At 54.4% G+C, this 26124-nt stretch carries 17 protein-coding genes and 1 riboswitch; of the genes, 8 read left to right on the top strand and 9 right to left on the bottom strand.

All coding sequences use genetic code 11. From position 1 onward, the window contains the following. Positions 1–32 precede the first annotated feature (32 nt). From R2A130_RS13000 to R2A130_RS12980, 5 genes are read left to right on the top strand one after another with little or no spacing between them, the layout of a single operon-like run. The gene (locus R2A130_RS13000) at positions 33–1967 is read left to right on the top strand and encodes a hypothetical protein (protein ID WP_009464965.1); all 1935 of its coding nucleotides are present in this window, start codon (positions 33–35) and stop codon (positions 1965–1967) included. Then, complete coding sequence (locus R2A130_RS12995) at positions 1961–2773, top strand: glycosyltransferase family 2 protein (protein WP_009464964.1); 813 nt, start codon at positions 1961–1963, stop codon at positions 2771–2773. The genes R2A130_RS13000 and R2A130_RS12995 overlap by 7 nt, the downstream gene beginning before the upstream one ends. Further along, the gene (locus tag R2A130_RS12990) at positions 2755–3198 is read left to right on the top strand and encodes a GtrA family protein (protein WP_040305961.1); all 444 of its coding nucleotides are present in this window, start codon (positions 2755–2757) and stop codon (positions 3196–3198) included. Before R2A130_RS12995 ends, R2A130_RS12990 begins: the two co-directional genes overlap by 19 nt. Positions 3199–3206: 8 nt before the next feature. Then, the gene (locus R2A130_RS12985; protein WP_156798519.1) at positions 3207–4103 is read left to right on the top strand and encodes an NAD(P)-dependent oxidoreductase; all 897 of its coding nucleotides are present in this window, start codon (positions 3207–3209) and stop codon (positions 4101–4103) included. A 2-nt stretch (positions 4104–4105) separates the two neighbouring features. Further along, positions 4106–5143 carry a glycosyltransferase family 2 protein gene (locus tag R2A130_RS12980; RefSeq protein ID WP_050786157.1) on the top strand — a complete coding sequence of 346 codons (1038 nt, stop codon included), beginning with the start codon at positions 4106–4108 and terminating at the stop codon, positions 5141–5143. A 288-nt stretch (positions 5144–5431) separates the two neighbouring features. Here the strand turns inward: R2A130_RS12980 and R2A130_RS12975 are convergent, their stop codons facing one another. Next, complete coding sequence (locus tag R2A130_RS12975) at positions 5432–5893, bottom strand: Lrp/AsnC family transcriptional regulator (protein ID WP_009464961.1); 462 nt, start codon at positions 5891–5893, stop codon at positions 5432–5434. Positions 5894–6035: 142 nt separating this feature from the next. Here R2A130_RS12975 and R2A130_RS12970 point away from each other — a divergent pair, with 142 nt between their 5' ends. Continuing rightward, positions 6036–6242: a DUF6356 family protein gene (locus tag R2A130_RS12970; protein WP_009464960.1), complete on the top strand. Its 207-nt coding sequence runs from the start codon at positions 6036–6038 to the stop codon at positions 6240–6242. Positions 6243–6625: 383 nt separating this feature from the next. On the opposite strand, the gene R2A130_RS12965 is transcribed toward R2A130_RS12970, so the two are convergent. From R2A130_RS12965 to R2A130_RS12945, 5 genes are read right to left on the bottom strand one after another with little or no spacing between them, the layout of a single operon-like run. Next, the gene (locus tag R2A130_RS12965) at positions 6626–7960 is read right to left on the bottom strand and encodes an FAD-binding oxidoreductase (protein WP_009464959.1); all 1335 of its coding nucleotides are present in this window, start codon (positions 7958–7960) and stop codon (positions 6626–6628) included. Positions 7961–7970: 10 nt separating this feature from the next. Then, positions 7971–9530, bottom strand: coding sequence for a trimethylamine methyltransferase family protein (locus R2A130_RS12960; RefSeq protein ID WP_009464958.1), 1560 nt, complete (start codon positions 9528–9530; stop codon positions 7971–7973). Next, positions 9527–11020, bottom strand: coding sequence for an aldehyde dehydrogenase (locus R2A130_RS12955; protein WP_009464957.1), 1494 nt, complete (start codon positions 11018–11020; stop codon positions 9527–9529). The genes R2A130_RS12960 and R2A130_RS12955 overlap by 4 nt, the downstream gene beginning before the upstream one ends. Next, positions 11017–11925, bottom strand: a complete 909-nt coding sequence (locus tag R2A130_RS12950; RefSeq protein WP_009464956.1) for a dihydrodipicolinate synthase family protein — start codon at positions 11923–11925, stop codon at positions 11017–11019. The genes R2A130_RS12955 and R2A130_RS12950 overlap by 4 nt, the downstream gene beginning before the upstream one ends. Beyond that, positions 11915–12610 (bottom strand): GntR family transcriptional regulator, encoded by a 696-nt coding sequence (locus tag R2A130_RS12945; protein WP_009464955.1) that lies wholly within the window; start codon positions 12608–12610, stop codon positions 11915–11917. The genes R2A130_RS12950 and R2A130_RS12945 overlap by 11 nt, the downstream gene beginning before the upstream one ends. Before the next feature lie 293 nt (positions 12611–12903). Between R2A130_RS12945 and R2A130_RS12940 the strand changes: the two genes are divergently transcribed. After that, the gene (locus R2A130_RS12940) at positions 12904–18081 is read left to right on the top strand and encodes an Ig-like domain-containing protein (protein ID WP_009464954.1); all 5178 of its coding nucleotides are present in this window, start codon (positions 12904–12906) and stop codon (positions 18079–18081) included. A gap of 57 nt (positions 18082–18138) precedes the next feature. Next, a complete protein-coding gene (locus R2A130_RS12935; protein ID WP_211098052.1) occupies positions 18139–21024 on the top strand; it encodes an EAL domain-containing protein in 2886 nt (961 codons plus the stop codon). 58 nt (positions 21025–21082) lie between these two features. On the opposite strand, the gene R2A130_RS17700 is transcribed toward R2A130_RS12935, so the two are convergent. The 3 genes from R2A130_RS17700 to R2A130_RS12920 form a co-directional block, all read right to left on the bottom strand. After that, positions 21083–23629, bottom strand: coding sequence for a calcium-binding protein (locus R2A130_RS17700; protein WP_009464952.1), 2547 nt, complete (start codon positions 23627–23629; stop codon positions 21083–21085). Positions 23630–23961: 332 nt separating this feature from the next. Then, positions 23962–24708, bottom strand: a complete 747-nt coding sequence (locus R2A130_RS12925) for a phosphate/phosphite/phosphonate ABC transporter substrate-binding protein (protein WP_009464951.1) — start codon at positions 24706–24708, stop codon at positions 23962–23964. Between the two features lie 18 nt (positions 24709–24726). Further along, positions 24727–25890, bottom strand: a complete 1164-nt coding sequence (locus R2A130_RS12920; RefSeq protein ID WP_009464950.1) for a patatin-like phospholipase family protein — start codon at positions 25888–25890, stop codon at positions 24727–24729. A gap of 134 nt (positions 25891–26024) precedes the next feature. Then, positions 26025–26102: riboswitch (SAM riboswitch) on the top strand. Positions 26103–26124 lie beyond the last annotated feature (22 nt).

The raw sequence follows: 26124 nt of genomic DNA, 5'->3' as shown, positions 1-26124 counted from the left end.
ACACTGCTCAAATATTGAAAGACTAATGCAGGATGAAGAACGACGATTTAGATCATGCCACAATGGCACGAGAACAGCAGGCTGGAAACTTCGCTTTCGTTGCTACGGCGATTGTATTTGTCGGTTCTGTTATTTCCTACGTCTATCTCAAGTTCACGTTGGGACCAGGAAATCTAGCACTCTTTCCTGAACATGTGTCGAATTTTAAGATTATTGACCCCACCGCACAGAAATCCGCATATTTTGTAGGCGTTGGATTTTTGGTGTTGTTCTGCCTGCTTTCGGCAACGGCGATAGCGAGCAGATTTCCCGATATACTGCAGTTGAGAAGACCTCACGGTGGGTTGCTCGAGCGGTATTACCAATCGCCCGCTCGTAATTGGCTCGAAGATTTTTTTGAAAAAGCAAGGCTGCCTGCATGGAGCATTGCGATCGTTCTTCTTATTGCAATCGCTGTTGCATATTATTTTTCAGAATACGCTAGTCCGGTGCTTTTCCCCCAAGGAGATCCGCACATATTTTATGTTGGCGGAGAACTCGCCAACGCGCTTGTCAACAACCTTAGCATCACGCCGGATATGATGACCGCTTATGGCGTTGGCCCTGCGCTCATCTATGCGGTTGCTGAAACGGCGCTGGGTTCGTTGAGCCAGTACGATTTTTACATGCTTGCGCGTGTAAGCAATATTTTGATGGTGGCCAGTTTTTTCTATTTGTGCGCCCGTGTAATCCGCCTGGAAGGCAATAGTAGATTTAGTGCGCCTATGATGTGGGCGGCAGTTGGCGTCTGCGCCGGCTTATTAGGGCCCTTCAACAGCACCTTGGTCACCATGCCAAATCTGTCCGCTTTGAGATACTTGCCATTTCTCGGACTGTTTCTCTTTCTGGCGCTGTCACAGAAACAGGGCAATGGAAATCTGCGCCTTAATGTCCTGGGCACTGCATCCTTGGGCGCGCTTCTGCCTCTTTTTCCCGACAGTGGGACGTTCGCTTTGCTGGGTTGGCTCCTCTACGTTGCAACATCACAGCAAGCAAGCTTGATACAAGCCATGCGATCGCTGGGGTATTTAGCTCTGTCGCTCATATCTGCTGTTGCCGTTAGCGCGCTTCTGGTCTGGTTCACAGGTCACCCGCTTCACCTTATTTTTGTGGAGACTGTCTTGCGTTTCGGCAAAAATCTTGGCGGCGCACCCATTTCGGTAGATACTCCTTTTTTCGTATTGGTGATTTTTGCAGTATTTACATCGCTGTATATCGCTTATATTGGATTTCGAAAAAATCTCGATCAAATAGAGCGATTATCTCTGTCATTGTCAGCGTGTTTCCTGCTTTCTTTGATGTACTATGTTAATCGCCCTTCTAGTTTGTACTGGATATTCGGCCTTCTTATCGTCATTCCGATTCATTGCATGTTTTTGAAAGCGATGCGGTTCGGTTCTTTTCGCGCGGCTCAGATTTGTTTCATATGCTGCTATGTAGCGATCATCGATATTTCGGCGGGGCAGTGGAAAATTTCTCATAGATCGACGTCAAAACACATCGATTTTAGCGATCCCGCTTACGCATCCGGCCTTCTAGTTCGCAAAGACATTGCTCAACCCTACAATGAGCGTTTGAAAGATCTTTCTGATATGGACTATGCCCACGACGGAGCTACTGTTTTCACCACAACACCTATGGCGGTTCTGGAACTAGGAATTTCTGACCTGAAGGCGCGAGAAATCGTGTTCAAAACCAACACACCATCGTCGCTTCAAGAAATCCTGGCCCATCTAGGAAATGAGAAGCCAAATAGCATTTTGATGGAGCAGGACTGGTCCAGCGCCTATGCTGGCCCTACTGCCAAAATTTCTAAACAACGGATCTCATCAGGCATCAGCGATCGCTACAGCTTAGTCTGCGAGAGCAAATGGTGGCGTGTCTATCGGTCTAAGGAGCTTTCATTGTCAGCAGATATTGCATGTTAGACGACGCTCCGGATATCCAGGTTTACATACCCGTCTACAATGGCATGCCCTATTTGAAAGACGCGGTGGCCTCAGTCCTGTCACAGACGGGTGTTGATTTTCAGCTCATCGTTTCTGACAATTGCAGCACCGATGGAACGTGGCCTTTTTTGCAGGATCTGTCGGCCCGCGACAGGCGTGTAAAGATTCACAGGAACGAGACCAATATCGGTATGTTTCCGAATCTCGATCTCGTGCGGAATTATGTAACCGCTGACGCTTACACATTGTTATGCGCCGACGATGTGTTGAGCGTTGACGACGCTTTGGACCGCGCGCTGCAAATATTGAAATCCGACACTGGTATCGTCAGTGTCTATTGCGATCATGCTTTTATCGACCGTCATGGCAAGGTCATGCTGAATCATGATTTTCCGCAGCGCGGAATATTCAGCGCGCCGGATGCGCTGCGAAGCTCGGTAATCCAGCATCGAAATCTTTTTGGTATCCCACTTTTACATCGAACTTCAGCAGCATTCAGTGTGCCGTATTCAACCAAATTTCCCTATTCGGCTGACCTTGTGCATTCTGCTGAAGTGGGGCTGCTTGGAAAGTTAGCGCGCATCGACGGACATCTGATCGGTAATCGATATACCGGGCAAAATGCGACCGCAGGACTGCTTTCTGGTGCGGCACGGGAATTCAGATCCCTTCGGCAGCATTTTTCACTTAAACTATCGCCTATGGAGCGCGCGCAATTTGAAATGTCTTCTCTTTTTGTGTCGTTGAAAAAGTGGATATTTTTGAAATGGGCGTCACTGCGATGAATGCACTTTTGAAGCCCCTGCAGAGATTATGGAGGTGGAGCATATTTCGCTTTGCCGTGGCTGGTGTCATCAACACAGCTCTTGGGTACGCTCTTTATTTGATAATCTATTATGCAAGTCGCGACGTCTGGTTTGCAGCGACCGGGTCGGTTTCGATCATGCTCGTAATCAGCTACCTGATGGGCGGCCATATCGTTTTCAATAAGGTTCCTAAAAGCCGTTTTATAATCTATGCAATCAGTTGGTTGGGACTTTTATGGCTCAACGGAACGCTGGTCGTTAAATTGACTCAGATGGATATCTCCGCCGAACTAGCGCCGCTTATCTTGTTGCCCATGAATGCTGTATGCTCGTTTATCATACAGAAATTTGTAGTTTTCCGGCCGACACTGACTACGTCGCTGCGTAATAATCGCGAAGATTAGATAACGCTTTGCCCATTAAGAATATCATTCAAGGAAGCACGGGGGTGCTAGGTACGGCACTGGCTAGCAATCTGCGGTCTGGGCCTGGTTATACGTTATGCCCCATTCCGCGTGATGTCATCGGGGACGCAAACCGACAGAGTGCAGAAACCATTCTTCTGGAGGTGCTGGAAGACACCCTGCAGGAGGATATCGGTGCGGATATCAATTTATTTTACTGCGTTGGTCTTATCGATCCAAAAGCGGCGCCTGATAAATTGACGTCCGTCAATGCCAGCTATCCGATCTGGCAATATCACCGTCTTTGTGAATGGGCGGATGCTAACCGTGACCGCGTCGGACGCGTTCAAATGGCGACATTCGGCAGCGCTTTTGAAACCCTTCCCGAAGTTGCAAAGTCCAACCCCTATCTTAGAAGCAAACGCGAGCTGTATGAACACTGGCAAGGCTCGGCGTTGCACGACATCGTTCCGTGGCATCATTTTCAGATGCATACACTTTATGGTGGGCACTATATTCAATGGCAGATGTTTTCAGGACTGATAGCCAAGGCATTACAGGACGACGTCCCGTTTAAAATGAGTGATGGTTCCCAGATCCGTGAGTACCATCATGTCGCCGATATAGCCCAGTGTATCATCAACCGCTTGGGGAGACCGGATATAGCTGCGCGGCCAGCGCTGTTGAGTTCAGGGCGTGCCGTGGCGCTGCGTGATCTTGCCGAACACATTTTCGCAGCTTTGGGAAAATCAGACCTTCTGCAGGTTGGTAGCTTGCCGTCACCAGTTACTGACAATTATGAAACCAGATGGTCGAGATCCAGTGATTTGATCGTCGCCCGCGATCCGCTTACAGGCATGGTCGACTGGCTGTCAGACAATTTGAACTTGGAGCAATCAAAGTGAAGATGACGCCCCCAAGAGCTTCAAGTGGCACAATTTCCATCATCACGCCCATGTTCAACGAAGAAGATGTCATCCCATCGTTTTTCGAACGCATCGATGATGTTATCCAAGATATCCGCGAAAAATTCGGGCTGCGTGTAGAGCTTATTATCAACGATAATTGCTCAACCGACCGCACATTTGAACTTTTGAGCAACCACGCGAAATCTCACAATACTCTCAATTACGATCTTCGTATTTTCCGCTTCGCAAATAATATCGGATTCCAACGATCAATCCTTATGGGTTTCCACAAGGCGACCGGCGACGCCATCGTACAAATCGATGCTGATCTGCAAGATCCGCCGGAAATGATCGTAACCTTCATCGAGAACTGGCAGCAGGGCTACCATGTTGTCTACGGCGTTCGTGCTCAACGAAAAGAGGGCGCGATCATTACTGGGCTTCGAAAAGCCTTCTACCGTTTTATGTCAGCTATTTCGGCAGACGATATCCCGCGTGATGCTGGTGATTTTAGGCTCGTAGACAAGGGTGTGCGCGACCTCGTTTGCTCGCTCAACGATCAAACACCATATTTGCGCGGTCAGATCGCTGCTATCGGTGGCAACCAAAAAGGCATTAGCTATTCACGCGATGCGCGAATGGGCGGCGAGTCGAGTTTTAGCTTTTCAGAGCTGCTGCGCCTTGCGTTAGATGGCATCAGCAATCACAGCAAACTTCCCCTGCGTCTTGCCATCTATTTTTCATTTGCCATTTCGATTGTGATGGCACTGTTGGCGTTGGTCTATTTTGCAGGCTTCTTGTTCGCTGCTGAAGATTACCCACGCGGCTTTACCACGCTGGTCATGCTGCAATTGGGCAGCACCGGAGCGCTCGCAGCTTTGCTGGGTATTCAAGGCGAGTATCTAGGGCGCATTTTCAACCAGTCACGTCGTAAACCTCTCGGCGTCATTGCTCAGCAGATCACAAACAAAGAAAACGAGCAGGAAGCATCGATAAACCACACGATGGAAACGGTGTGGTTCGAAGATAGCGCGTAGCCGGTGTGTGAGTTTGCAAAACTCAACTGTGAGTTACTCCCCAACACTGAAAAGCTGATCAAAATGACCGTAGCGACAAACTCGCGAGATGGTTTTTAGGCGAAGGCCGCCCTTGCGATACAGTATGAAAAAGTCGCACCCGGTACCGGCATTTCCGATCCCTATCAGGGTAGATGGGATTTCGGACAAGGCCGTGGCCTTTGCCTTTCCACGGATGCCGGTGACGCTAACAGTCAAGTCTGGTTTGGTTCAAGTAGCCCCAATCCTTCGAATCATAAGCACACTACGTCAGACAGACAGTTCTGTTGTGTCCTTTATATCATCCATTACGAAGCTCGCCGATATATCGGATAGAGGGACCCGCGCGATCAAGCGCTGATAAAAGTCATCATATTCCCGCACGGAACCAATGCGGACTCTCAATATGTAATCCAGATCTCCAGCCATGCGGTGCGCACCAACGATCTCTGGCATCGCGCGCACCGCTTGGTCGAACATCGTAAGCCATTCGCGATCATGACGGTTGGTTCTGACCAGAACGAAGACCGACAAATCCAGTCCGACCGCTGCAGGATCGACGAGTGCGACCCGCTTCAAAATGGCGCCACTTGTCTCCAGATTTTTAACCCGACGCCAGCATGCGTTGCGGGACAAGCCTACGACTTCGGCTAGCGCGTCGACGCTCAACGAGGCATCCGCTTGAATGCGGCGAAGAATGCGACGATCTATATCGTCTAATTTATCTCTCATATGCGGGATATTATCTCACGATCGATACAAAACGCTATATCTATGGGAAAAATTCACGACAGTTTGCTGATTTAATGGGCTTCAATTCAATTGCTCCAAGGTTTTCAGCATGCGTGCTCCATCCAACCTAGAAAAACAGTCTGTGAATCTGCTCCGCGGTTTCGTCGATCACCCTGCCAGTGTGAACGAAACGTATTTGCAGCACGCCCGATTTGCGGCTGGCTTTTCAGGTGCGCTATTTTTGGCAGCAGGTGCTGCGCTCGTTCACGCTATTGCCCCGCCATTGTTTGAAACGACCGCAGGACGGATCGTGAAAAAGCTGAACGATATGATTGAAGCACGACACTAGGTTCACGCCATGTGTCGTTTCGCGGCCTATATAGGCCCGGCGGTGCCCATTCGCTTATTGATCGAAGCCGCCATAGCGACTTCGCCGCCGCTCAGCAGGGTGACTTGGCGACATAAGTCAACGAACTGGCGGCAGACCTTGCAAACGGTACTGCCATTGTTGTGCCGTAAGTCCGCGATCGTTTTGCAGTCTGGAGCGAGCTGTCCCATCAGCCAAATCACTTCGACACCCACTGCGTGCCGCACCGGTAAAACCTAGTTCGACCAAATCGATCGCCTCTACAAACGCATCGACAGCACGGACCGCATTATTTTCACCAGCGAAGTCTTCCAGATAATCGCGAAACAGTACCGCCAGCCCGCACGCAACACCTTCGATTATGGTTAGAGTTCGCGCCCGGCACGTTGCTCTTTCCATCTTAGAACTGCATTGGCTCCGATATTGGCGATTACTGGTGGTGGTAATTTTGACGGGGCGGGCTGCGCGCTGAAATGCTCATCGAGGTGGGAAGAGACGCCCAATATACGTTCGGCAATTGCCATGCCCGCTGCGGTGCCCATAGCGGTGCCGAGCCCGTTCTGGCAGCAAGCGCTGAACAGGCCAGGCTGCACTTCTCCGTAAGCGGGTGCGTTGTTGCGCGACAGGCAGAGCAGTCCACCCCAGACGTGCTCCATCTCCACCGCCTTTAAGGCGGGAAAGCGATTGTCGAAGGATCGGCGATGGGCACGCTTCATCAAGGCTAGCCGATCTACCGTGACCACACGCTCCGGTGCCCAGGTGAAGCCATTGCGGACTACGATGCGTGTGCCACCGGTGCCGCTGATACGGCGCACGGTCGTGCCCATCGGGTCCGCTGGCGTGAAAGCCCAGCGGTCTCTTCCGCCTAACGTGGAGACCTCATTATCGCACATGGCGCGGGTCATCGAAGCGTAAAGATAGACATGCATGAGGCGGCGCTTGAACAGACCAAAACTTTCCGCATGACCGTTGGTCGCCAGCACAACGCTTGGAGCAGTTACCGTGCCGCTTGGCGTCTTTGCATGCCAATTATCGGAGAGGTTAGACAGGTCTATGACCGGAGATGCTTCGTGTAACATGACGCCACGCTCTATGATGCCCCGCGCCAGATTGCGGATGTAAAGTGCGGGTTGCAGCATAGCCGTACCCGGTGTGAAAAGGCCGGAGCGGTAGTAGGATGAGCCGCAGATAGCGCGCATGTTTACAGCATCCAACAATTCGTGAGGTTCGCCCATCGCGTCGAGATGGCTGACGTAGTCTCGGTTGTGGGCGTCACCCTTTGTGGTTGCTGCTGCGTTGATCTTGCCAGTCAGCGCAAAGGCCTCAGTACCCATATTCAGGTCGTTTGCTGCTTGCTCTGCAAAAGCGATGGCGGCGCGGTTGACGTGGGTCTGCGCGAGGTCACTGGCTTTTGCGCCAGCATAGTCCTTCGATGACAGGTTGTGGGGAAGGTCGATCATGAACCCGGAATTGCGGCCCGCCGGTCCTTCTGCGACGCGTCGGGCTTCCAGCACAACGATATTCAAATTGGGATCCAGCTGGTTGAGCCGCCGCGCTGCGGTCAGCCCGGTAAAACCAGCACCGATCACGAGCACGTCAGCGGTGATGTCACCGTCCAGTGGTGCGTGGGCCGGGCTGTCGGGAAGCAAGGCATTCCACGCGGCAGGGCCGGGATCATATGGCTGGGTCGTCACCCGCATGGCGGTACGTTCAATACTCTTCGTTCAGCGCATCGACAGCAGGAATTTCACGTTCTCTGCGTGCGATATAGTCGAGCAGTTCATCGTTCACCGCCAGGTCGAGCGTCGGTTCCTCATAGGCTGCCAACATATCGCGGGCCCGTTCCAGCGCCCGTTGGGTAATGTCCTTGGAACCGTCTGCCGCCCATTGTTCAATGGAATTGTTATCGAACATTTCCGGCATGAAGAAAGCTTCCTGAAACCGCTTCTGCGTGTGCGGGTGACCGAGATAATGGCCGCCTGGTCCTACATCGCGCACGGCGGCCAGCGCTTCGTCGAAGTCGCCCCATTGCACGCCCTCCACCATGCGGTAGCCCATGGCGCATTGTTCGGCATCCACGATGAACTTCGCAATAGAACAATGCATGCCCGCCTCGTTCCAGCCAGCCGAGTGCCACATGTAGTTGGCGCCTGACATGAGCACCGCCATCATGGTGGAGGCGGATTCGTACCCCGATTGCGCGTCGAAGGTCTTTGCGCCGCCCAGTGTGTTCGATGTGCGCCACGGCACACCGTAGTGACGCGCCATCTGACCTATCATCATGTTCATGAGTGAAATTTCAGGGGTGCCTGCCATGGGCGCGCCGGACTTCATGGAAACGGTGGACAGGTAGTGTCCGTAGATGGCTGGGCACCCCTTACGAATGACCTGCGTATAGGCGAGCGCCGAAAGAGCCTCGGCGTTCAACTGTGCCACGGTAGCTGCCGTGGAGGCAGGGGTGTTGGCTCCACCCAACACGAAGGGCGAACACAAGACCGGTTGGTTGCGCCGGCAGAAGGCACGCATAGCGCCAAGCATGGTTTCGTCCCAGACCAGCGGTGAGTTGCCGTTGCAGTTGCCCGTCACGACAGCGTGGGTTTCCATGAACTCCGTGCCAAACAATATGGCGCACATATCTAACACATCTTCGGCGTTCTTGCCGCTCGTGGTCATGCCCATGAATGTCTTGTCGGAGTGTTTCATGGACGAATGGGTGATCTGCAAATGGCGGTGGGCGACCACATGATCCATCGGCTCCACGATGTGGTGGGCGCTGGAATGCATGGCTGGCAGCATGTGGGCGAGTTTGTGAAAATTGGCCAGATCATCCAGCGTCGGTCCGCGCCGCACATCGTCGAGATCGCGCAGGTAAGGCGCGCCCGTCATGGGAATGAACATGGCATGGTCGGCCCCGAAGGGCAGATTGTTGGCCGGATTACGGGCGTGATAGGTGAAGGTTTCGGGAATGGTCGCGATAAATTCGCGGACCATCTCACGGTCAAGAAATACGCGATCTTCTTCACCAACCTTCGCACCGGCTTTGCGCCAGTCTTCGATTGCTATGGGGTCGCGAAAGACGACGCCGACCTCTTCGAGAATATCCATCGATGCCGCGTCGATCCTGGCGATCTGCTCCGCATCCATTGGCTCGATCAGCGGTAGGTTGCGCTTCAGCGCGGGCAACATGGTCGTGTCGATGGCAGTGCGAATTTCCCGCCGTGCGCCTCGTCCGCCGCGGCGGAGTTGAACGGGGGTCTCCGCGATGGTCACGAGACAATATCTCCGTCTGCCGGGTCGCTCAGGTCCACCCAGATCGTCTTGAGTTCGGTATATTGGTCATGGGCGTGGGTGCCGTTGTCGCGTCCGCCAAAACCGGACTGGCGGTAGCCACCGAACGGTGTGGCGAGGTTGCCCTCGCCGTAGCAGTTCACCGTCACCGTTCCTGCCCGCAATGCCTTGGCCGTTGCCAGCGCCTTACGCCCGTTGGCGGTGAAGATGGATGCGGTAAGGCCGTAATCAGTATCGTTTGCCACCGCGATGGCCTCTTCCAAAGTGGCCACCGTGATAACCGACAGGATAGGCCCGAACACTTCTTCACGGGCCAGCTTGCCGTCGCGCTTGACCTCGTAGATCGACGGCGGACAGTAAGGTCCGTCCATCGCGCCACCGACCAGTGCATCACCATCCAGATAGGCGGCAACTTTGGAGGCATGCGCGCTATCGATCAGCGCGCCAAGATGGTTTTGCGGGTCGAGTGGGTTGCCAGTTTTCCATTCGCGCAGCCGAGCGATGATGCGTTCCAGCAGAGCATCCTTCACACCTTCCTGCACGATGAGGCGGGACGTTGCGGAACAGTTCTCACCCATATTCCAGAAGGCGGCGTTGACCACATGTTCGGCCACATGGTCGAGATGTTCAGCATCATCCAGCACGATGGCCGGGTTCTTGCCGCCGCATTCCAGCACCACTTTTTTCAGGTTGCTGTCGGCCGCATAGCGCAGGAAGCGGCGGCCGGTTTCGGTAGAACCTGTGAAGCTCACCATGTCCACATCCATGTGTAGCCCCAGCGGTTCACCAACCGATGGGCCATCGCCCGGCAGCACTTGCAACACGCCGCGTGGCACGCCGGCTTCGGCAGCCAGTTCGGCCACTTTTAATGCGGTCAGGCTGGTTTGTTCGGCCGGCTTAACTATCACGCTATTGCCTTCTGCCAGCGCTGGTCCGATTTTCCACGCCAGCATCAGCAGCGGGAAATTCCACGGCAGCACGGCTGCCACCACACCCACCGGTTCGCGCACAATCATTGCGATAGCGTCCTCGCCAGCGGGTGCAGTCTGCCCGTATATCTTGTCAGCTGCTTCGGCGTGCCATTTGATCGTCTCCACCGTTTCCGGCACGTCGATCATCACGCAATCGCGGATAGGTTTTCCGCTGTCGAGGCTCTCCATCACCGCCAGTTCACGAGTATTGCGGGTGATGAGTTTGGCAAGGCGGATGAGCACATCCTTGCGCTGCGACGGATGCAGCTTCGACCAGTGCCCTTCTTCAAACGCTTCGCGGGCCTTGCCGACAGCGAGGTCCACATCTTCGGTATTGCAGGCAGCAATGGTACAGATGGTTTCGCCGGTGGCAGGATTGACTGTATCGAGCGGTGCGCCGCGACCGGGGCGAAAGCCACCGTCGATAAAGGCGCCGCGCGGCAGATCGAGACCGGCTGCAATCGCTGCATAGTCCTCGCGTGTCAGCAGATCATCGCTCATGCCGTTTCCTTTTCGATTGCAGTTATGGCGCTGTTCAGTGTGGCGACTACGCGCTCCAACTTGCGCCGGTCATCCTTGTTCAGCGGCTGCAGCGGTCGGCGCGGTGGACCGCAATCGATACCGCGCATGGTGACACCATGCTTGATGCATTGAACAAATTTGCCGCCCTGTTCGAGCAAGCCCATGAGCGGCAGCATGGCCGACATGATGCGGCGGCCTTTGGTGAAATCGCCCTCCACCGCGCAAGCGTGATAAAGCGCGATATGGGCTTCCGGCGCGAAGTTCGAACCCGCACAAACCCACGAACGCGCACCCCAGGCGAAGAATTCCAGCGCCTGATCATCCATGCCGCAGGATAGGCCGATATGGGGGTAGTCGCGCGCCAGCATATGCAACCGGTTGGGATCGCCAGAGGATTCCTTGATGGCGCAAAAATTAGGCGAACGGCCAAGGCGGTCCAGAGTTTCCTCATCCATATTCACCGCCATGCGACCGGGATAATTGTAAAGCATGACAGGCAGATTAGCTGCGCGGTCGATGGCCAATGCGTGCAGCGCAATCTCGCGTCCTGTGGGGTAGGCATAGGGCGGTGTTGCGACCAGCAAAGCGTCCGCACCGATGCGCTTGGCTTCCTCAGCGTACTCTATCGAGTCTTCCGTGCGGATTGCGCCGGTGCCGACGATGAGCGGTAACCGGTCGCCAATCACGTCTTTCGCCAGCGCCATCAGTCGGAAGCGTTCCTCTGCGGTTTGCGCGTAATATTCGCCGGTGGTGCCTGCCACGATCAGTCCATGGACACCGGCTTCGATCAACATCTCAAGGACAGCGGCAAAGCGTTCTTCGTCGATGGAATGATCGTCGCGGTGTGGCGTGACCACCGGTGTGTAGATGCCTTCAAACCGCATCGCGGCTCTCCTCCAGTTGGAAGTTGAGCGGGTCCGGCCGAACATAGGTTTCCATCAGGTCGCGTGACAGTGACCAGTGTTCCAAGGTCACTTCAACAGCGCGGCCGGGTTCGCGCTGTTCGATTGCTTCGATCATGGCATCATGCTGATCGCTGGCTTGGCGGGTGCGTTCTGCGCCGCGCTCGCCAGCACGATCGTAAAAAGTGTGTCCGATCCGCGTGTGGTCTATCAGTAACCGCTCTAGCGCCGGCAACAGGTAGGACGAGCGCGCCATTTCACCGATGCAATGGTGAAAGGCGTGGTTCTCCATAGCCGTGGCGGACACGTCTCCTGCCGCGAGCGCCGTTTTATACCGTTGTTGACAATTCTTGAGATCGCCCACCTCGTTGGGCCGTGCGTTCTGAGCTGCCAGCCGCGACATGGCGGCGTAGATCATCGGAGCCGCTTCGAAGAAATGACGCATTGTCGCCAAGTCCATAGGCGCCACCCGCGCGCCGCGGTTCGGTTCCAGCACCAGATAACCTTCGCCGCCCAACCGCTGCACGATTTCCCGCAAGGGTGTTCGGGAGAGGCCGAATTCCTGCGCCAGAACGATTTCATCCAGCGCCGTACCAGGCGCAAGCGCCATAGAGAGCACGCGTTCGCGCAGCTTTGATAGAACATCAGATTTCGAAATTTTACTCATAATATTGAAATTACACATATTGTATAATACCGCAATACAAGCGGAGGTATCGCGGTTTACGTGTCACCAATTTTCGGGCTTCAACGCCAGCGCTGCCATGGGTTAACCTCAGCGCACAATATTGGACGCATGCCCACATGATGGAGGCATGTGTAGGAAATCTGCAGTCAACTGCGAAAGTGTACCGCAGTAACCGCAGCTTGCGGATTACAGCTAAAAACCTGCGAAGCAATTTGAGGTTATAGATAGAGCTTTTACACCTATTCTTCATTTCATGGCGCTAATTTCGACCTATGAAGGACGCTCGGAAACTGGCCCGGCAACTAGGAATTGTGCAGGCCAATGCGGAAGCTCGAAAATCTGCCGGACCGTTATGGGCCGAGCGGGAGCCCTTGCTGCTGCGCGCGTTGGAGCCACGAATTCTGCTTGATGCAGCCGGTGCTGTCGAAGCGATAGACTTTGCAAACGGAACGATCCACGGTGAGTTAGCCGATGCGTTCTTCCAGCCTAGTCAGACTGATAGCTCAGACCAGAACGCATTGTGGAGCCAGACGGTTGAAGCGCTTGAAACCGTTCCACCGTATCTACCAGCCGAGCAATTGAGCCAGCAACGCAGTGGCGGAGAAATAGCCTTCATCGCTTCAGACGTGGAAGACGTCCAAGCGTTGATCAGCTCGCTGTCTCCTGACGTTGAAGTTGTACTACTGAGCGATGATGGGTCCGGCGTTGCTCAAATTGCAGAAGCCCTCAGGCATCATTCCGATGTTGATGCCGTTCATATCTTCTCCCATGGCACGGGTGGTTCGCTTTCGCTGGGCGGGGTGGAACTGACCCTAGACACGATGTCGTCGATCTATGCCGCGGACCTAGCCTCCATCGGCAGCGCGCTTTCCGATGATGGTGATATTTTGATCTACGGCTGCGATTTTGCATCTAGCGAAGCGGGGGAACTGGCAGCTAAAACATTGGCGGAAATCACGGGCGCTGACGTTGCTGCCAGCACCGATCTGACCGGCCACGAGAGCCTTGGTGGCGATTGGGAACTGGAAGCCCGCGTCGGTACGGTTGAAGCCAGAACGCTGACGATTGGAACGAACTGGATCGGTTCGCTGGCGGCAGGCGCTTCGATGGTGCTGGTGGAGAACGATCCCGGCATAGGGTCGGTTGATAATGACGCCGGTGTCAGTGCGATCGATTCAGAAGCCCAAACATTCACCTACGATTCCGGTTCACCGACTTACGAAGTCGATCAAATCGATATGGTTTTGAAGCGGGATGGAGGGGCAGGTGGCTCAACCCTTACATTTTCTATTCGTGCAACGGAAACGGGGGCAAATATCGTATCCGGCAATATCCGGTTCAACGAGCTGGGCACTAGCTATGCCTGGCACAGTATCATGTTGGACAGCGCTGCCGTTCTGAATTCAGGTCAGGAATATTTTATTTTCGTGACCAGCGACTCGCTGACGAAGATTGCTCAAATCGGCGTAGATGAAGACAACAGCTACGCAGACGGCACATTCATTGATGGCGGCAACAACGACGACGCACTGTTTCGCGTGGTAGGCAGAGACGGAAACTCTGCTCCCGAATTCACCGGACTACCTAACGATCCAATCATCGAGCTTGATGTTGATGAGAACGAGTCCTTTGCAATAGCTCTGACCGCTACAGACGCCGACAATGATACGCTGACCTATTCAATCGTGGACGGTGCCAGTCAGAACAGTTTCCAGATTGACGCCAACACTGGTGTACTATCCTTCGCTCCCCCGCCTGATTTTGAGAACCCGACAGATGCCAGCGGTATGGACAATCTCTATGGTGTGACTGTTGCTGTATCCGACGGGCAAGGCGGTTCAGACGAGCGACACTTTGTTTTCACGGTGCTGAACGTGGATGAAGCACCAGAAATTACCGTGCCGGGAGGTGGTGCACCGAGTATTCTCATCGACGAGAACCAGACCGCGGTCACCACAGTTAGTGCAGCCGATCCAGAGGGCGGTGCACTCACATATTCCATCAAACAGGAAGAAACACCGGGCACTTTCGCGGTGGACCCCAACACGGGTACCCTCACTTTCATAAACCCTCCTGATTTCGAGAACCCGACCGACGGGATCGGCCAAGACAACGTTCATAGTGTCACGGTTGAAGTCTCCGACGCACAAGGCAATTCCTCTACCCAACTCTATGTCGTTACAGTTCGTGACGTGAACGAAGCGCCTGTTGCACAAGACGACACCTTCTCGGTGCTGGCGAACGGCACGGTAACGATTGATGTTCTTAATAATGATCAGGACGAAGACGACGATGCACTGACGATTACCCAGATCAATGGTGCTGCGATTGTCGATGGCGGTGCGGCCATTACCGTTGGGAATGGCACCGTTCGTCTGGTTTCCGGTGAGTTGGTTTTTGCGCCCAATGCAAATTACGCGGGACCTGCTTCCTTCAGTTACGTCATCTCCGACGGCAACGGCCTTACATCGACAGCTTTGGTTTCCGGAACTGTGACGTTGGGAAACACCGCTCCTGATGCGCGTGACGATACGATTACCGTGCTGGAAGATGGCACCGTAACAATTGATGTTCTGGACAACGACACCGATGCAAATGGCGACACGCTTACTATCGTGAGAGTGAACGGCCAGACGCTCACAGCCACTGCCGGTGCTATTAACGTCGAAAAAGGCACTGTGCGACTGGTTGGTGGCGAACTGGTGTTCGAGCCAAATTCGAATGAGAACGGTGCAGCGTCATTTTCTTACACGATCAATGACGGCACTGGCCTTACCGACACGGCCACGGTCAATTTGAACATCCTTTCAGTTAACGATGCACCGAACGGTCCGGACGTTACCTTGACGATGCCGGAAGACGCAGTTGCGGTGTTCAATCCGATCCGCTTTCCATTCTTCGATTTTGATGACCCGAACAACGATCTGAGCGCTATTATCATCGACACCTTGCCTGCATTCGGCTTATTGGAGGTTGATGGCGTCCCAGTGCTGGCCGGTCAGCGTATTGAGGTCGGTGATATCGGCTTGGTGACGTTTACACCGGATGCCAATACCAACTCGACCACGACGCCTGGTACTGACTACACCTCATTCACCTTTCGGGTTGTCGATGATGGCGGCACAGCCAATGGCGGCTTGGATACCGATCAGACGCCTAACACTTTCACGGTTCGTGTGACATCGCAAAATGATGCGCCGAACGCTGTCGACAACGACTATAACGCCACTGAAGACATCGTATTGACTGGTAACGCCATCACTGATGTGTCGGCGGCTGGTCAGGATTTCGACACTGAAGGTGATGCTCTGACCTTGGACGCATCATCCATAGGCACCTTCATCACTGTTGAGGGCGGCACCATAACGCTGACGGCAGGCGGCGCCTTCACTTATCTGGCGCCTCTCAATTTTTCTGGCACTGACAGTTTCGATTATACCATCACCGATGGGTCGTTCAGCGACACCGCAACGCTTACCTTTGATGTTGCACCCATCAATGACGCACCGGTGGCGCGCGACAATATATATAATTCCAATGAGGACGAAGCGGTCAACGGAAACGCGATTTCCGATAGCACTGGGTCCGGCGTTGACAGCGATGCCGACAGTTTCTTGCTGACCCTTGATCCGGTCTCTGTAGGCACTTTCGCAACAGTCGAGGGGGGCTCCATCACTCTCGCTGCAGATGGTAGCTTTACTTACACGCCGCCGACCAACTTCGTTGGCAGCGATATATTCAGCTATACAGTGACCGATGGCAATTTGTCGGACAACGCCAAACTAACCTTTGTCATAGGGGGCGTGAACGACGCACCGGTGGCGCGTGATGATGTCTTTACGGTTGACGAGGACTCGGCGGTTTCCATCGACGTGCTGGGTAATGACAGTGACCCCGAAGGCGGCGCTCTTGTCATTACCCATGTGAACAACCAGCCGATTTTTGACGGTGGTGCGCCGGTCAGCATTGCCCATGGTAGCGTCCGTCTGGCCAGCGACCGCCTGCTGTTCACCCCCAACGAAAATTACAATGGACCTGTTGGATTTACTTATTCTGTCGCGGACGCCGATGGCGAAATAAGCGTCGGCAATGTAACCGGCAATGTGTTGCCCGTTGCAGACGCGCCGACCGCATACGACAACAATTACGAAACACCGGAAGACACACCTTACAGCGGTAACGCGCTGACGGATGATACCGGCAACGGTGTCGATGAAGACGTCGATGGTGATGCGCTGATCATCAACACCAACTCGATCGGAACTTTCGCAACCGACTTGGGCGGCACGATAACCGTGTCTGAAAATGGCGACTTTACCTATACGCCGCCCACCAATGTTTTCGGCGCTGACAGTTTTGACTATTCCATCACCGACGGAACAGGTAGCGACACCGCGACGCTGCGCTGGGATGTGACGCCCGTCAACGATGCCCCCATTGCCTCGGACGTCACCTATTCTGCTACCGGAACCGGCAGTGATCCGATCTCTGGCAACCTGATGAACGACCCGTCAGGCACCGCAAACGCCACCGATCCCGATGGTGACGCATTGTTCGTAGGCCCGGGTTCAGTTGGTACATTCGTAACCGTAAAAGGCGGCACCATTCTTGTCGCTGCCAACGGTTCGTTCACCTACACGCCGCCTGCCGGTTTTACCGGAAATGACGAGTTCGTTGCTACGGTGACCGATGGAACGGCAACTGTTCCCATGACGGTTCGCTTCTCGGATATTGATACGCCACCCGTGGTCGTTGATCCGGGACCCGTTGATCCGGGACTCGTTGATAACGGACCAATTGTTGTAACTGTGACGCCTGGCGAAGAGGAAGAGGTCGAGGAAGAGACGGAAGAGGAAGCCGAAGAAGAAACGGAAGAGAAGCTTGGCCCAACCCCAACAGGTCCGCTGACAAATCAAAGCGATTCACCTTCACCACCGGCTGCTGCAGATCCGGTAGTGCCGAACCCGGTTACACCTGTTCTTGCAGCGCCAGCGCCAGCCCTTCAGCAGGTTGCCTCAACTCCGGATTTGATCCGTCTTCTTGACCCAATCTCGACATCGGAACGAGAGCCTGTTGCCGAACGGGAACTGCCCACGATTGCGCCGCGTATCAACTACGAGTTCAAACCTATCGATCGTGAAAATTTCACAAGCGAATTGGAACGCACCGGCAACGAAATCAGGGAACATGATAAAGTTTTGGGCTCGACAGCCGCCAAAGTAACCTTCGGGTTTGGTGCCGTGCTGGGTGTTGGCAGTGTTACATGGATTCTCCAAAGCGGAATTTTGGCCGCAACTCTTTTGTCGGCGTTACCAGCATGGAAACGTTTTGATCCTATTGGTGTGGTGTCAGGGCAGCGTGAAGGCGACGCAGAAGACGAAGATGACCGGTCTGATCTTCATGTCTTGATGGAAAGTATTCGGGATGCAGGAGCCCGGGTCAGGAATTAGTGAGCGTTAATGAGACGACACAAGACGACCCTTTGGATGAGCTTTGGCTTGGCGTGCATGACAATATGCATCGCCATGACGGCGTATCTCTTTGGCTTGATTCCAGATGGCTATAAAACCGAGTTGGACGCTCGTGCGAAGGTAGCCGAGGCTCTAGCAGTCCAGCTCGCTGGTTCGATCAACCGCAACGACACAGTCGCTATCGAAGAGACTCTCACATCCGTAGTGGGTCGTAATGCAGACGTTTTGTCCGCCGCATTCCGCGATGGGGATGGCAAGATAGTGCTGTCCAAGGGCGATCACGAAGGCGTTTGGATAAAACCTGAAGGCGGTAACTCCAATCCCACCCACGTTTCCGTTCCTTTGCTCGGCGCAGAAGGTCCGCAAGGGCAGATCGAAATAACATTCGGTCCGCCGTCAGGCGGCAAACGCATTTTCGAAATCCCCGTCTCTCTGCTGGTCTTTCTTCTGTTTCTCGCTGTCGCGGGTTTCATCGTTTATTCGGTATTTCTGCGGCGTACGCTGGATGAGCTTGATCCGGGGCGCGTGATTCCCGAACGTGTTCAGAAAGCGTTTGATACGTTGTCTGAAGGCGTAATCATTCTCGATGAACGCGAGCGTGTTCTGTTGGCTAACTCCGCCTTTGAGGCGATGTATGGCAGCGCAGGCGGTCTTGAAACCGGAACCCGCATTAACAGCCTGCCTTGGCGCATGGTGGATGGCCGCGCCAAAGCTGGCGGCTATCCCTGGCATTCGGCCATTAAGGAAGGGCTGGAGAAACGTGAAGAGCAGCTAAGTTTGCGTACTGCCAGCGGACAAGTCCTGAACCTGAACGTCAACGCCACGGTCTTTACGGGCGATAAAAACGAGACCATTGGCGCAATCGTGACCTTCGCCAACATGACGGACAACAAACAAAGCGCTGACCAGTTGGCGAAAGCCGTTAGCCTGCTGGAAGAAACCCAGCGAGAGGTCGAACGGCAGAAGCAGGAACTGAACCAACTGTCCAACCGGGACGCTCTGACCGGCTGCATGAACCGGCGCGCCTTTTTCGGGCAGTTTGAGCCCGAACTAGCTGAAGCCAAATTTGGCGCGCAACCCACAACTGTGTTGATGCTGGATGTCCACGGGTTGGCTGGCATCAAAGCTAGCTTTGGTCCCGCCGTATCAGACGCCCTTATCCGGTGTGCTGCCGATAGCGCACGAAGTGGTTTGACCAATAATGCGCCGGTCGGCCGCTATGGCAGCGAGGGATTTTGCGTTGCTCTGGTAGGCATTGACCAAGACCAAGCTGTCGAAATTGCCAATCTCATCAAGGCCACGTTCTCCGACCGTACCGCAGATATCGCAAGCGGCGCCAACGCCGTCACCCTATGTGTAGGTATCGCAAATGACCGCAGTGATGACTGCTCAGCCACAGAATTGGTAAGGCGTTCCGCACAGGCCCTAACCGCAGCCATGCAGAAGGGCCCCGGGGCGATTTCCAACTGGGCTGATGCTGCGGCACATATTGAGCCCGTGGCTGACAAAGCCCGCGCCATCAACGGTGGTGATGCTCCAAATCGCAGGTCTGATGATCAACAAGCTTTGGCCGATCGGCAATCGCAGCGTATTGAGTCTTGCAAAGAGCAGACGCAATTCCTTGAAAACGCAACGCGCTCTATCGTGCGGGCGCAAGATGAAGAAAAGTCACTGGCCATTCTTCAGCTTGGCATCGCCTCTTGGGACTATTTCGAAGAAGCTTTGGGCGAAGATCTCAGTCAGTTGTTGCTACGGTTTGCCAAGCGCCAGGTGGACATCGCATTGCGTGAGCAGGATCGCGTAACGCTGCTGGAAGAGACCGGGCAAATGCTCATCGAGCTGCCTGACGTTGAAGCAAGCGATGATGTCTCGTGGATCGTCAAACGTATTCTTGATCGCTTCAATGAACCTATCGAGGTGGGCCAGAAGACGGTTTATCTCTCCTGTCGTGTTGGTGCGGCACTCTACCCGCAGGACGGGCAGGACACACTTACACTGTCACGTAATGCAGCCATCGCGATGCGCCGCGCCCAGCTTGATGATACGCTGGAAGAGCTGCGTTTCTATTCCGCCGACATGGTGCAGACATCGTCGCGTACTTTGGAAATCGAGACAGGTATCCGCGAAGCCCTGCAGGCCAATCAGTTCGAGCTGGTGTTCCAGCCCATTGTAAATGCGACTGACACCTCGCTTACCGCTGCTGAAACTCTTCTTCGTTGCACCAGTGAGCGCCTTCGAGGTGTCCGCATTGATCAGATCATCGACATTGCAGAACGTTCCTCGCTCATCGCAGATATCGACATGTGGGTGGTCAACAACTCGATCCACCAAATGCAGTTGTGGGATCAAGCTGGCGTTCACCTTGCCAAACTGTCGGTCAATCTGTCGGCAAACCAGATCACCAAGCCGGATTTTATGGATATGGTGGTCGAGAGGATCGCGTCATGCCATTTCTCGCCCTCGCGTATTCAAATCGAGGTGACCGAGACGGCAAAGATGGGCGGCCTTGAAGTAGCAGCTCAACAGCTGAAGCGTTTGCAGGATATGGGTGTTCATATCGCGCTGGACGACTTTGGCACCGGGCAGGCGTCACTCACTTACGTTCAGCGCTTGCACCCCGACGTCATCAAGATCGACCGCTCTTTTATCGATGGCCTGAACAAGAACCACGCCAACGCAACCATGGTTGCAGCCGTCACCGCCATGGCTCACAGCCTTGGTATCACAATCGTTGCTGAAGGTGTTGAAACGGAAGCCGAACTCGAATTCCTGCGCCATATAAGCTGCGATTACATTCAAGGCTATTTCATCTCCAAGCCAATACCGGCAGATGCGATGCGCGACTGGATCATGACGAAAAGCGCTGGCATTGCTTTGCCAGTCGCAGTTAGCGAATTACGGGTTGGCCAACAGGCCGCTTAGCTGTGCAGCGAGCTGGCAATTTTCCTGAAATAATAATTCACATTGAAGAGCATTGAGCCTACCCAAAGTAATAGTCATCACCGGCGATCAGGTTGGTGGTTGGAGCGGTGATGTTAGCGATCTGGAACTGCTGTTGCATCGTGTTCTGCGCCGTCGCCACGATGAAGCTGGTTTGCGACACCTGATAGACGATCCCGTCCATGCCCCAGATAGCAGCATCGAGCGCGATGCGGTCGCCGCCGACGACGCCTGCACCTTCGAAATCTCCGAAGACGTCCAAGTCGGTAGCATTGGCCTCCAGCGAGACCTGGAAGATATCATCGCCGCCAAGGCCCAACAGATAGTCCGTGCCGCCCTTGCCTTCGAGCACGTTGATGAAGTCGTTGCCGATCAGCTGATTGTCGGAATTGTCGCCGCGCAGGATCACCGCGTTCTCGGTCAGGATCGCGGTTTCGATTTCCTGATCGCCCAGCAGCACGTAATCAACGGATGTGTAGATCACATCGTCGCCACCACCAGCGGCTTCGATGACGGCATCCTGTGAGTCGTCAATCGTGTAAGTGTCGTTACCACTGCCTCCGACCATCAGGTCAAGACCACCTGCCCCGTTGATGTAATTGTTGCCGGAATTGCCCTGGATGATGTCGCGGTTTACCGAACCGTTTGTGCCAAGATCAGCCGTGCCCTGCATCCGCAACACTTCGACATTCACGGGCACGTCGTAAGACACGAACGTGTCGATGATATCGCTGCCCTCACCAGCAAGCTCGGTGACGGTGTCGCCTACATTCTCAACGACGTAATAATCATCACCCGCACCGCCGGTCATGGCGTCTGCGCCGGTGCCGCCGTCGATGTTGTTGTTCCCGTCGCCGCCCTCCAGCGTGTCGTCAAAAGTGCTGCCTGTTGTGTTGTAGAAGGGAGAGCCACCGTCGATCGGGCCTGTGCTGGTAGCGCCGGAATAGTCGCCTACAAACACGTCGATCAGACGATCAATATAGGTCGCGCCAGTTTCGGATTGTACGATTGCAGAACCGATCGCATGGATCGGCATTTGCAGTCCGCTCCATTCCAGGATCAGCACGCCATTGTCGAACAGCTGGAGCGAGTTGACGGTGCCATCCACGATGTCGTTGATGTAGCCCGTGCTATCAACGATGAAGCCGGTGCCCGTCACGATGCCTGTTTTTGTCGGGTCTGAGCCCACCAGATTGATCTGGGTTGGTGTAACCGACGTCAGATCGCCTTCCAGAACGACCGTCTCGAAAAGTTCGCCAGCATTACCTGCAGCGACCTGATTGATAACGCCGGGCGTTGCGGCGCTTACGTTGTAAACCTCGGCCTGCACGTCAAAATCGGCGCCGTCTTCTGTGCTGGTGCTGATCTGCACCTGACCGGAAGGCAAAACGGATAGAGCAAAACCAAGTTCCCCAAGGCTCGCACCAATATCCATACGCGGGCCAAGCGGAACCGCATTTGTATCCAAGTGCTGAACATAGCTGCGAACTGCTGGCAGATTTGGATCGGTGGCTGCTTCCGAGAAAACTACGACATAGGTGCCATCAGGCAGCGCTGCGATCTGAGGGTCCCATTCATCGCTACCGACACTCTGTTGCAGCAGCACCGGCTGCGTCACAACCGGGTTGGTTCCGCTGCCTTGAAGGGCCGGGTCGACGATGGCTGTGTAGGTGCGCACGGTCTCCGTCTCGTCAGCAAACCTGTCCACCCATGTCCAGACGGCTGCGATGCGCCCATCGCCTATTTCCACCAAATTCGCCGAACTCAAATATGCGAACTCGCCCAGTGGACCATGAAACAGGAAATTGTTGGATTGAACATTTGCCGACTGCGTTCCGGCCTGTCCGGAAATGAACTTTACCTGCACGCCTGCAATATAGCCTTCAGTGCCAGCGATTGGCGGATCAAACTGGTCCATCGCTACATAGCTGCCATCGGAAAGTGCGACCCAACCGTTCCAGGTCTCATCGAAAATTTCGGTGCCGGTATTGGCCGTGTCCTGCGCTGTGCCGGTGGACGAGAAATCCAGCTCCACAACATGAGGAACGTAACCACCATTTGCAGGCGCATTGGTCAGAGCTTCGTAGCCCACTAGGGCCGTGACACTCCCATCTGCATTTTCGCGAAGGGTCAGCACTTCGGCATTGTTGAATGGATCTGCCTGCAAGCCACCCGATGCTGCGTAGTCGTAAGTGAAGTCAACCTGCTGCACGAAACTGGCCGCCTGTGTCGACGGGTCGATGGAAAATTGTCGATAGATGAGCGTACCGGTATCCAGCGCTCCTTCGCCGAAAATTCCAACAGACCCATCACCAAATTGCGCGATACCCTCAGCGCTGAAATTGTCTGCATCATCGAAGGACTGAAGTGGAAAAACGTCGAAGCCGGAGCCCGCAACAGGTTGCCCGTTGGCGTCTGTTTGCACGGCCCGTGTTGTGAAGCCTCCTTCACCACCAAACGCTGAAAAATCCACAACGCCGTAGACCGTGAGCGTGTTGCCATTGGCCAGCGTCTTGGAAGCGATTGTGAACTCTATACCGTCATCAAGTGAATCGAGATTTGAAGGTGTGTTAACGAGTGTCAGCATGATGGGCCTGTCGTTTCTGCAAGATGAGACGTTATCTATTTAATAACCATAGGAATGCGCCGCGTCCCGAACAAACAAGCTACAAGATGCGTGAACACGGTTGTGTTGTGCCAAATGTGGCATGCGCGCCACGGTTTCTCGCGCTGACGTGAGATCAAAGCGATGCAAAAAAAGTAGAGGGATACATATAGAAGGATTTACATGACGCTGTTCACCCACGACACTGATCTACAATCTGCAACACACTGATATGTTTGTAGGCGGACGAAATTTTGGCGATGAACGTGTGACATTGAACCAGGAGTAAATTCCGCGATTGGATGTTCTGTTGATCATAAAACGGCAGCGTAGCGAGACGCCGGAATGTCGACCATTCCGCGAATGAGCAAGGCTTCGCGATCATCAATTGAAAGCGCGTCGATGCTTTGGCGCACCGCGTTCAGGATCGTTGTGCGGGGCGCGTCCAGCGAACAGATGTAAGGCAGTCCGGGCGTTGGCGGCGTGTGCGTCAAAATTCGTAGCTTTTCGGTCCAGCTGCGGTATCTGCACAGATGCTGGAAAGTCACCGCGTCAATGGCGGCAACGTCTTCGCGGCCCTCAGCTACCGCGAGGGCGGAGTTCTCGTGACTGCCCGTTATCTGCGGAATACGCAGCGAACTTCCGATATTTTCCAGAGCCTTGGTCAAAGCCTTGTAGCCTGACTGACTACCGGTGCTGTTGACCGCAAAGCGGGCGCTTGCGAAATCAGCGAACGTTTCGCGCTCATCATCGGCTCGTATGACGATTGCGCTGTGGTAATAGCCCGGCGGGCAGCTCTCCACCCCATAGTCCGGCGTGCCGACAAGCTGAACCTTTCCATGCAGGTCGCGCGCATAGGGCAATCCGCAGGTTTGGGAGAGGATAAGGGCCGCGTCGGTCCAATGGGACATCGTCTCGCCACCAAGCGAGAGACTATCTGGCGCATTGACACCTTCAGCGTGAATATTGTCCCGAATGGCGACCCAGAACCGATCATGCGCTTCACGCAGTTCGGGGAAGTCGTACATTGGCAGACTGGCAACCGGTGATGAGTGTTCCATCACTGCAACCTTGCTTTGCTAACGCTGCGCACTCCGCGCCGCCAGATCCAGTCCGGGCGGTGTTTTCTGCCAATCGTAGCCTTTTAGGCCTTGCAGATAGCCGACCGCGTAAAGTGCTTTCATATATTTTGGATCGAAAGGCTCATCTTCGACCTTGTCAAAACTCGACGGCACTGTAGCAAGGTTGTAGTCGATCTTGTCGCGTTCGGCTGTCGCGTAGAGACGGTAAAGATCGCCAATGCCCTGGTTCTTTGTCAGCGTACCAATTGTGCGTGACAGGATTTGCCCGAAAGTTTCGGTGACCACATATTCCGGCGACACCTTGCCGTTGCGAATGACGTAGAGCGTGCGGGTAACACCGGCGCGCTTGTCGAAATCTTGCGGGCGCACCTGCGGTGGATAAAGGAAAACCTGATTGGTAACGCCACCGTCGACGTGGAGTTCATCGAAGCTCCCGTTGACACCATCAACCTTGATGATGACCGGCTCGAATGCGCCGGGAATTGCAGCAGATGCGAGAAGAATGTCGCGGAAAAGCTGAAGCTTCTTGGGGTACGTAGAAATCGCCAACGCCCCGATATCCCAAATGATGGGCCGCTGCGCATCAAGCTGCGTGGTGCCAATCAACAACTTGCGCCCCTTGCGGTGTTCGGTCGCGATAGCCGCCAGCATTTCTGCGTCGGCATAACCGGCAATAAGCTTTCGGAAGGGTTCACTAGACGCGATGGATCCACGCCCAAAAGCGCCTTTAAGGTCGATGGCGACGAGGTCTTTGGCCGAAATAGTGGTGAAGATGCGCGATAGCTGCACATCATATTTTCCGCCCAAGAACGCGAAGGGCGCGGTGATCGCTCCAGCAGAAATACCGGTCACCAGAGAAAATTCAGGCCGCGTTCCGGACTCGCCCCATCCCTTAAGCAACCCTGCGCCAAAAGCGCCGTCGGAACCACCACCGGAAATCGCAAGGTAATACTGCTTCTTCGGCGCGCCCGCTGGTGCCCGTAATGTCTTGCGGATTTGTTCCCAACCCTCGGGCGCTTCATCGCCGAAATAGCGCACTTGTTGACCACCGATCACCTGCTGCGAACCCAAAAGTTCGATCGGTAGCGGCTGGCGTGCAATCGTCGGCACGCAACCGGCAAGCGGAAACAGCACAAGCAAAATGAGCGTCACGAGGCGCATGAAAGGCTGCCGTTTTGGAGAAGCGGGAATGAAAACAGACTATGCTTGTAGGCACAGCTCTGCAATGGCCGTGAGTAATCGAGAATTGTCCGACGTACTTTATGCCGATTGACGAACGTGAGCGACACTCCTAATTTATTGTTTGTGGTGATTTGGCCGGTCGGCTTGCAGCCACGTTAAACAAGTCGCTAAAGGGCCGTTTCGCTGACAACCAGTGATGCACACCCCGCGCGA

Source organism: Ahrensia sp. R2A130, assembly GCF_000179775.1.
Lineage (GTDB): Bacteria > Pseudomonadota > Alphaproteobacteria > Rhizobiales > Rhizobiaceae > Pseudahrensia.
The sequence above is the reverse complement of the archived record's forward strand: the minus strand, read 5'-3'. Positions and strand labels throughout refer to the sequence as shown.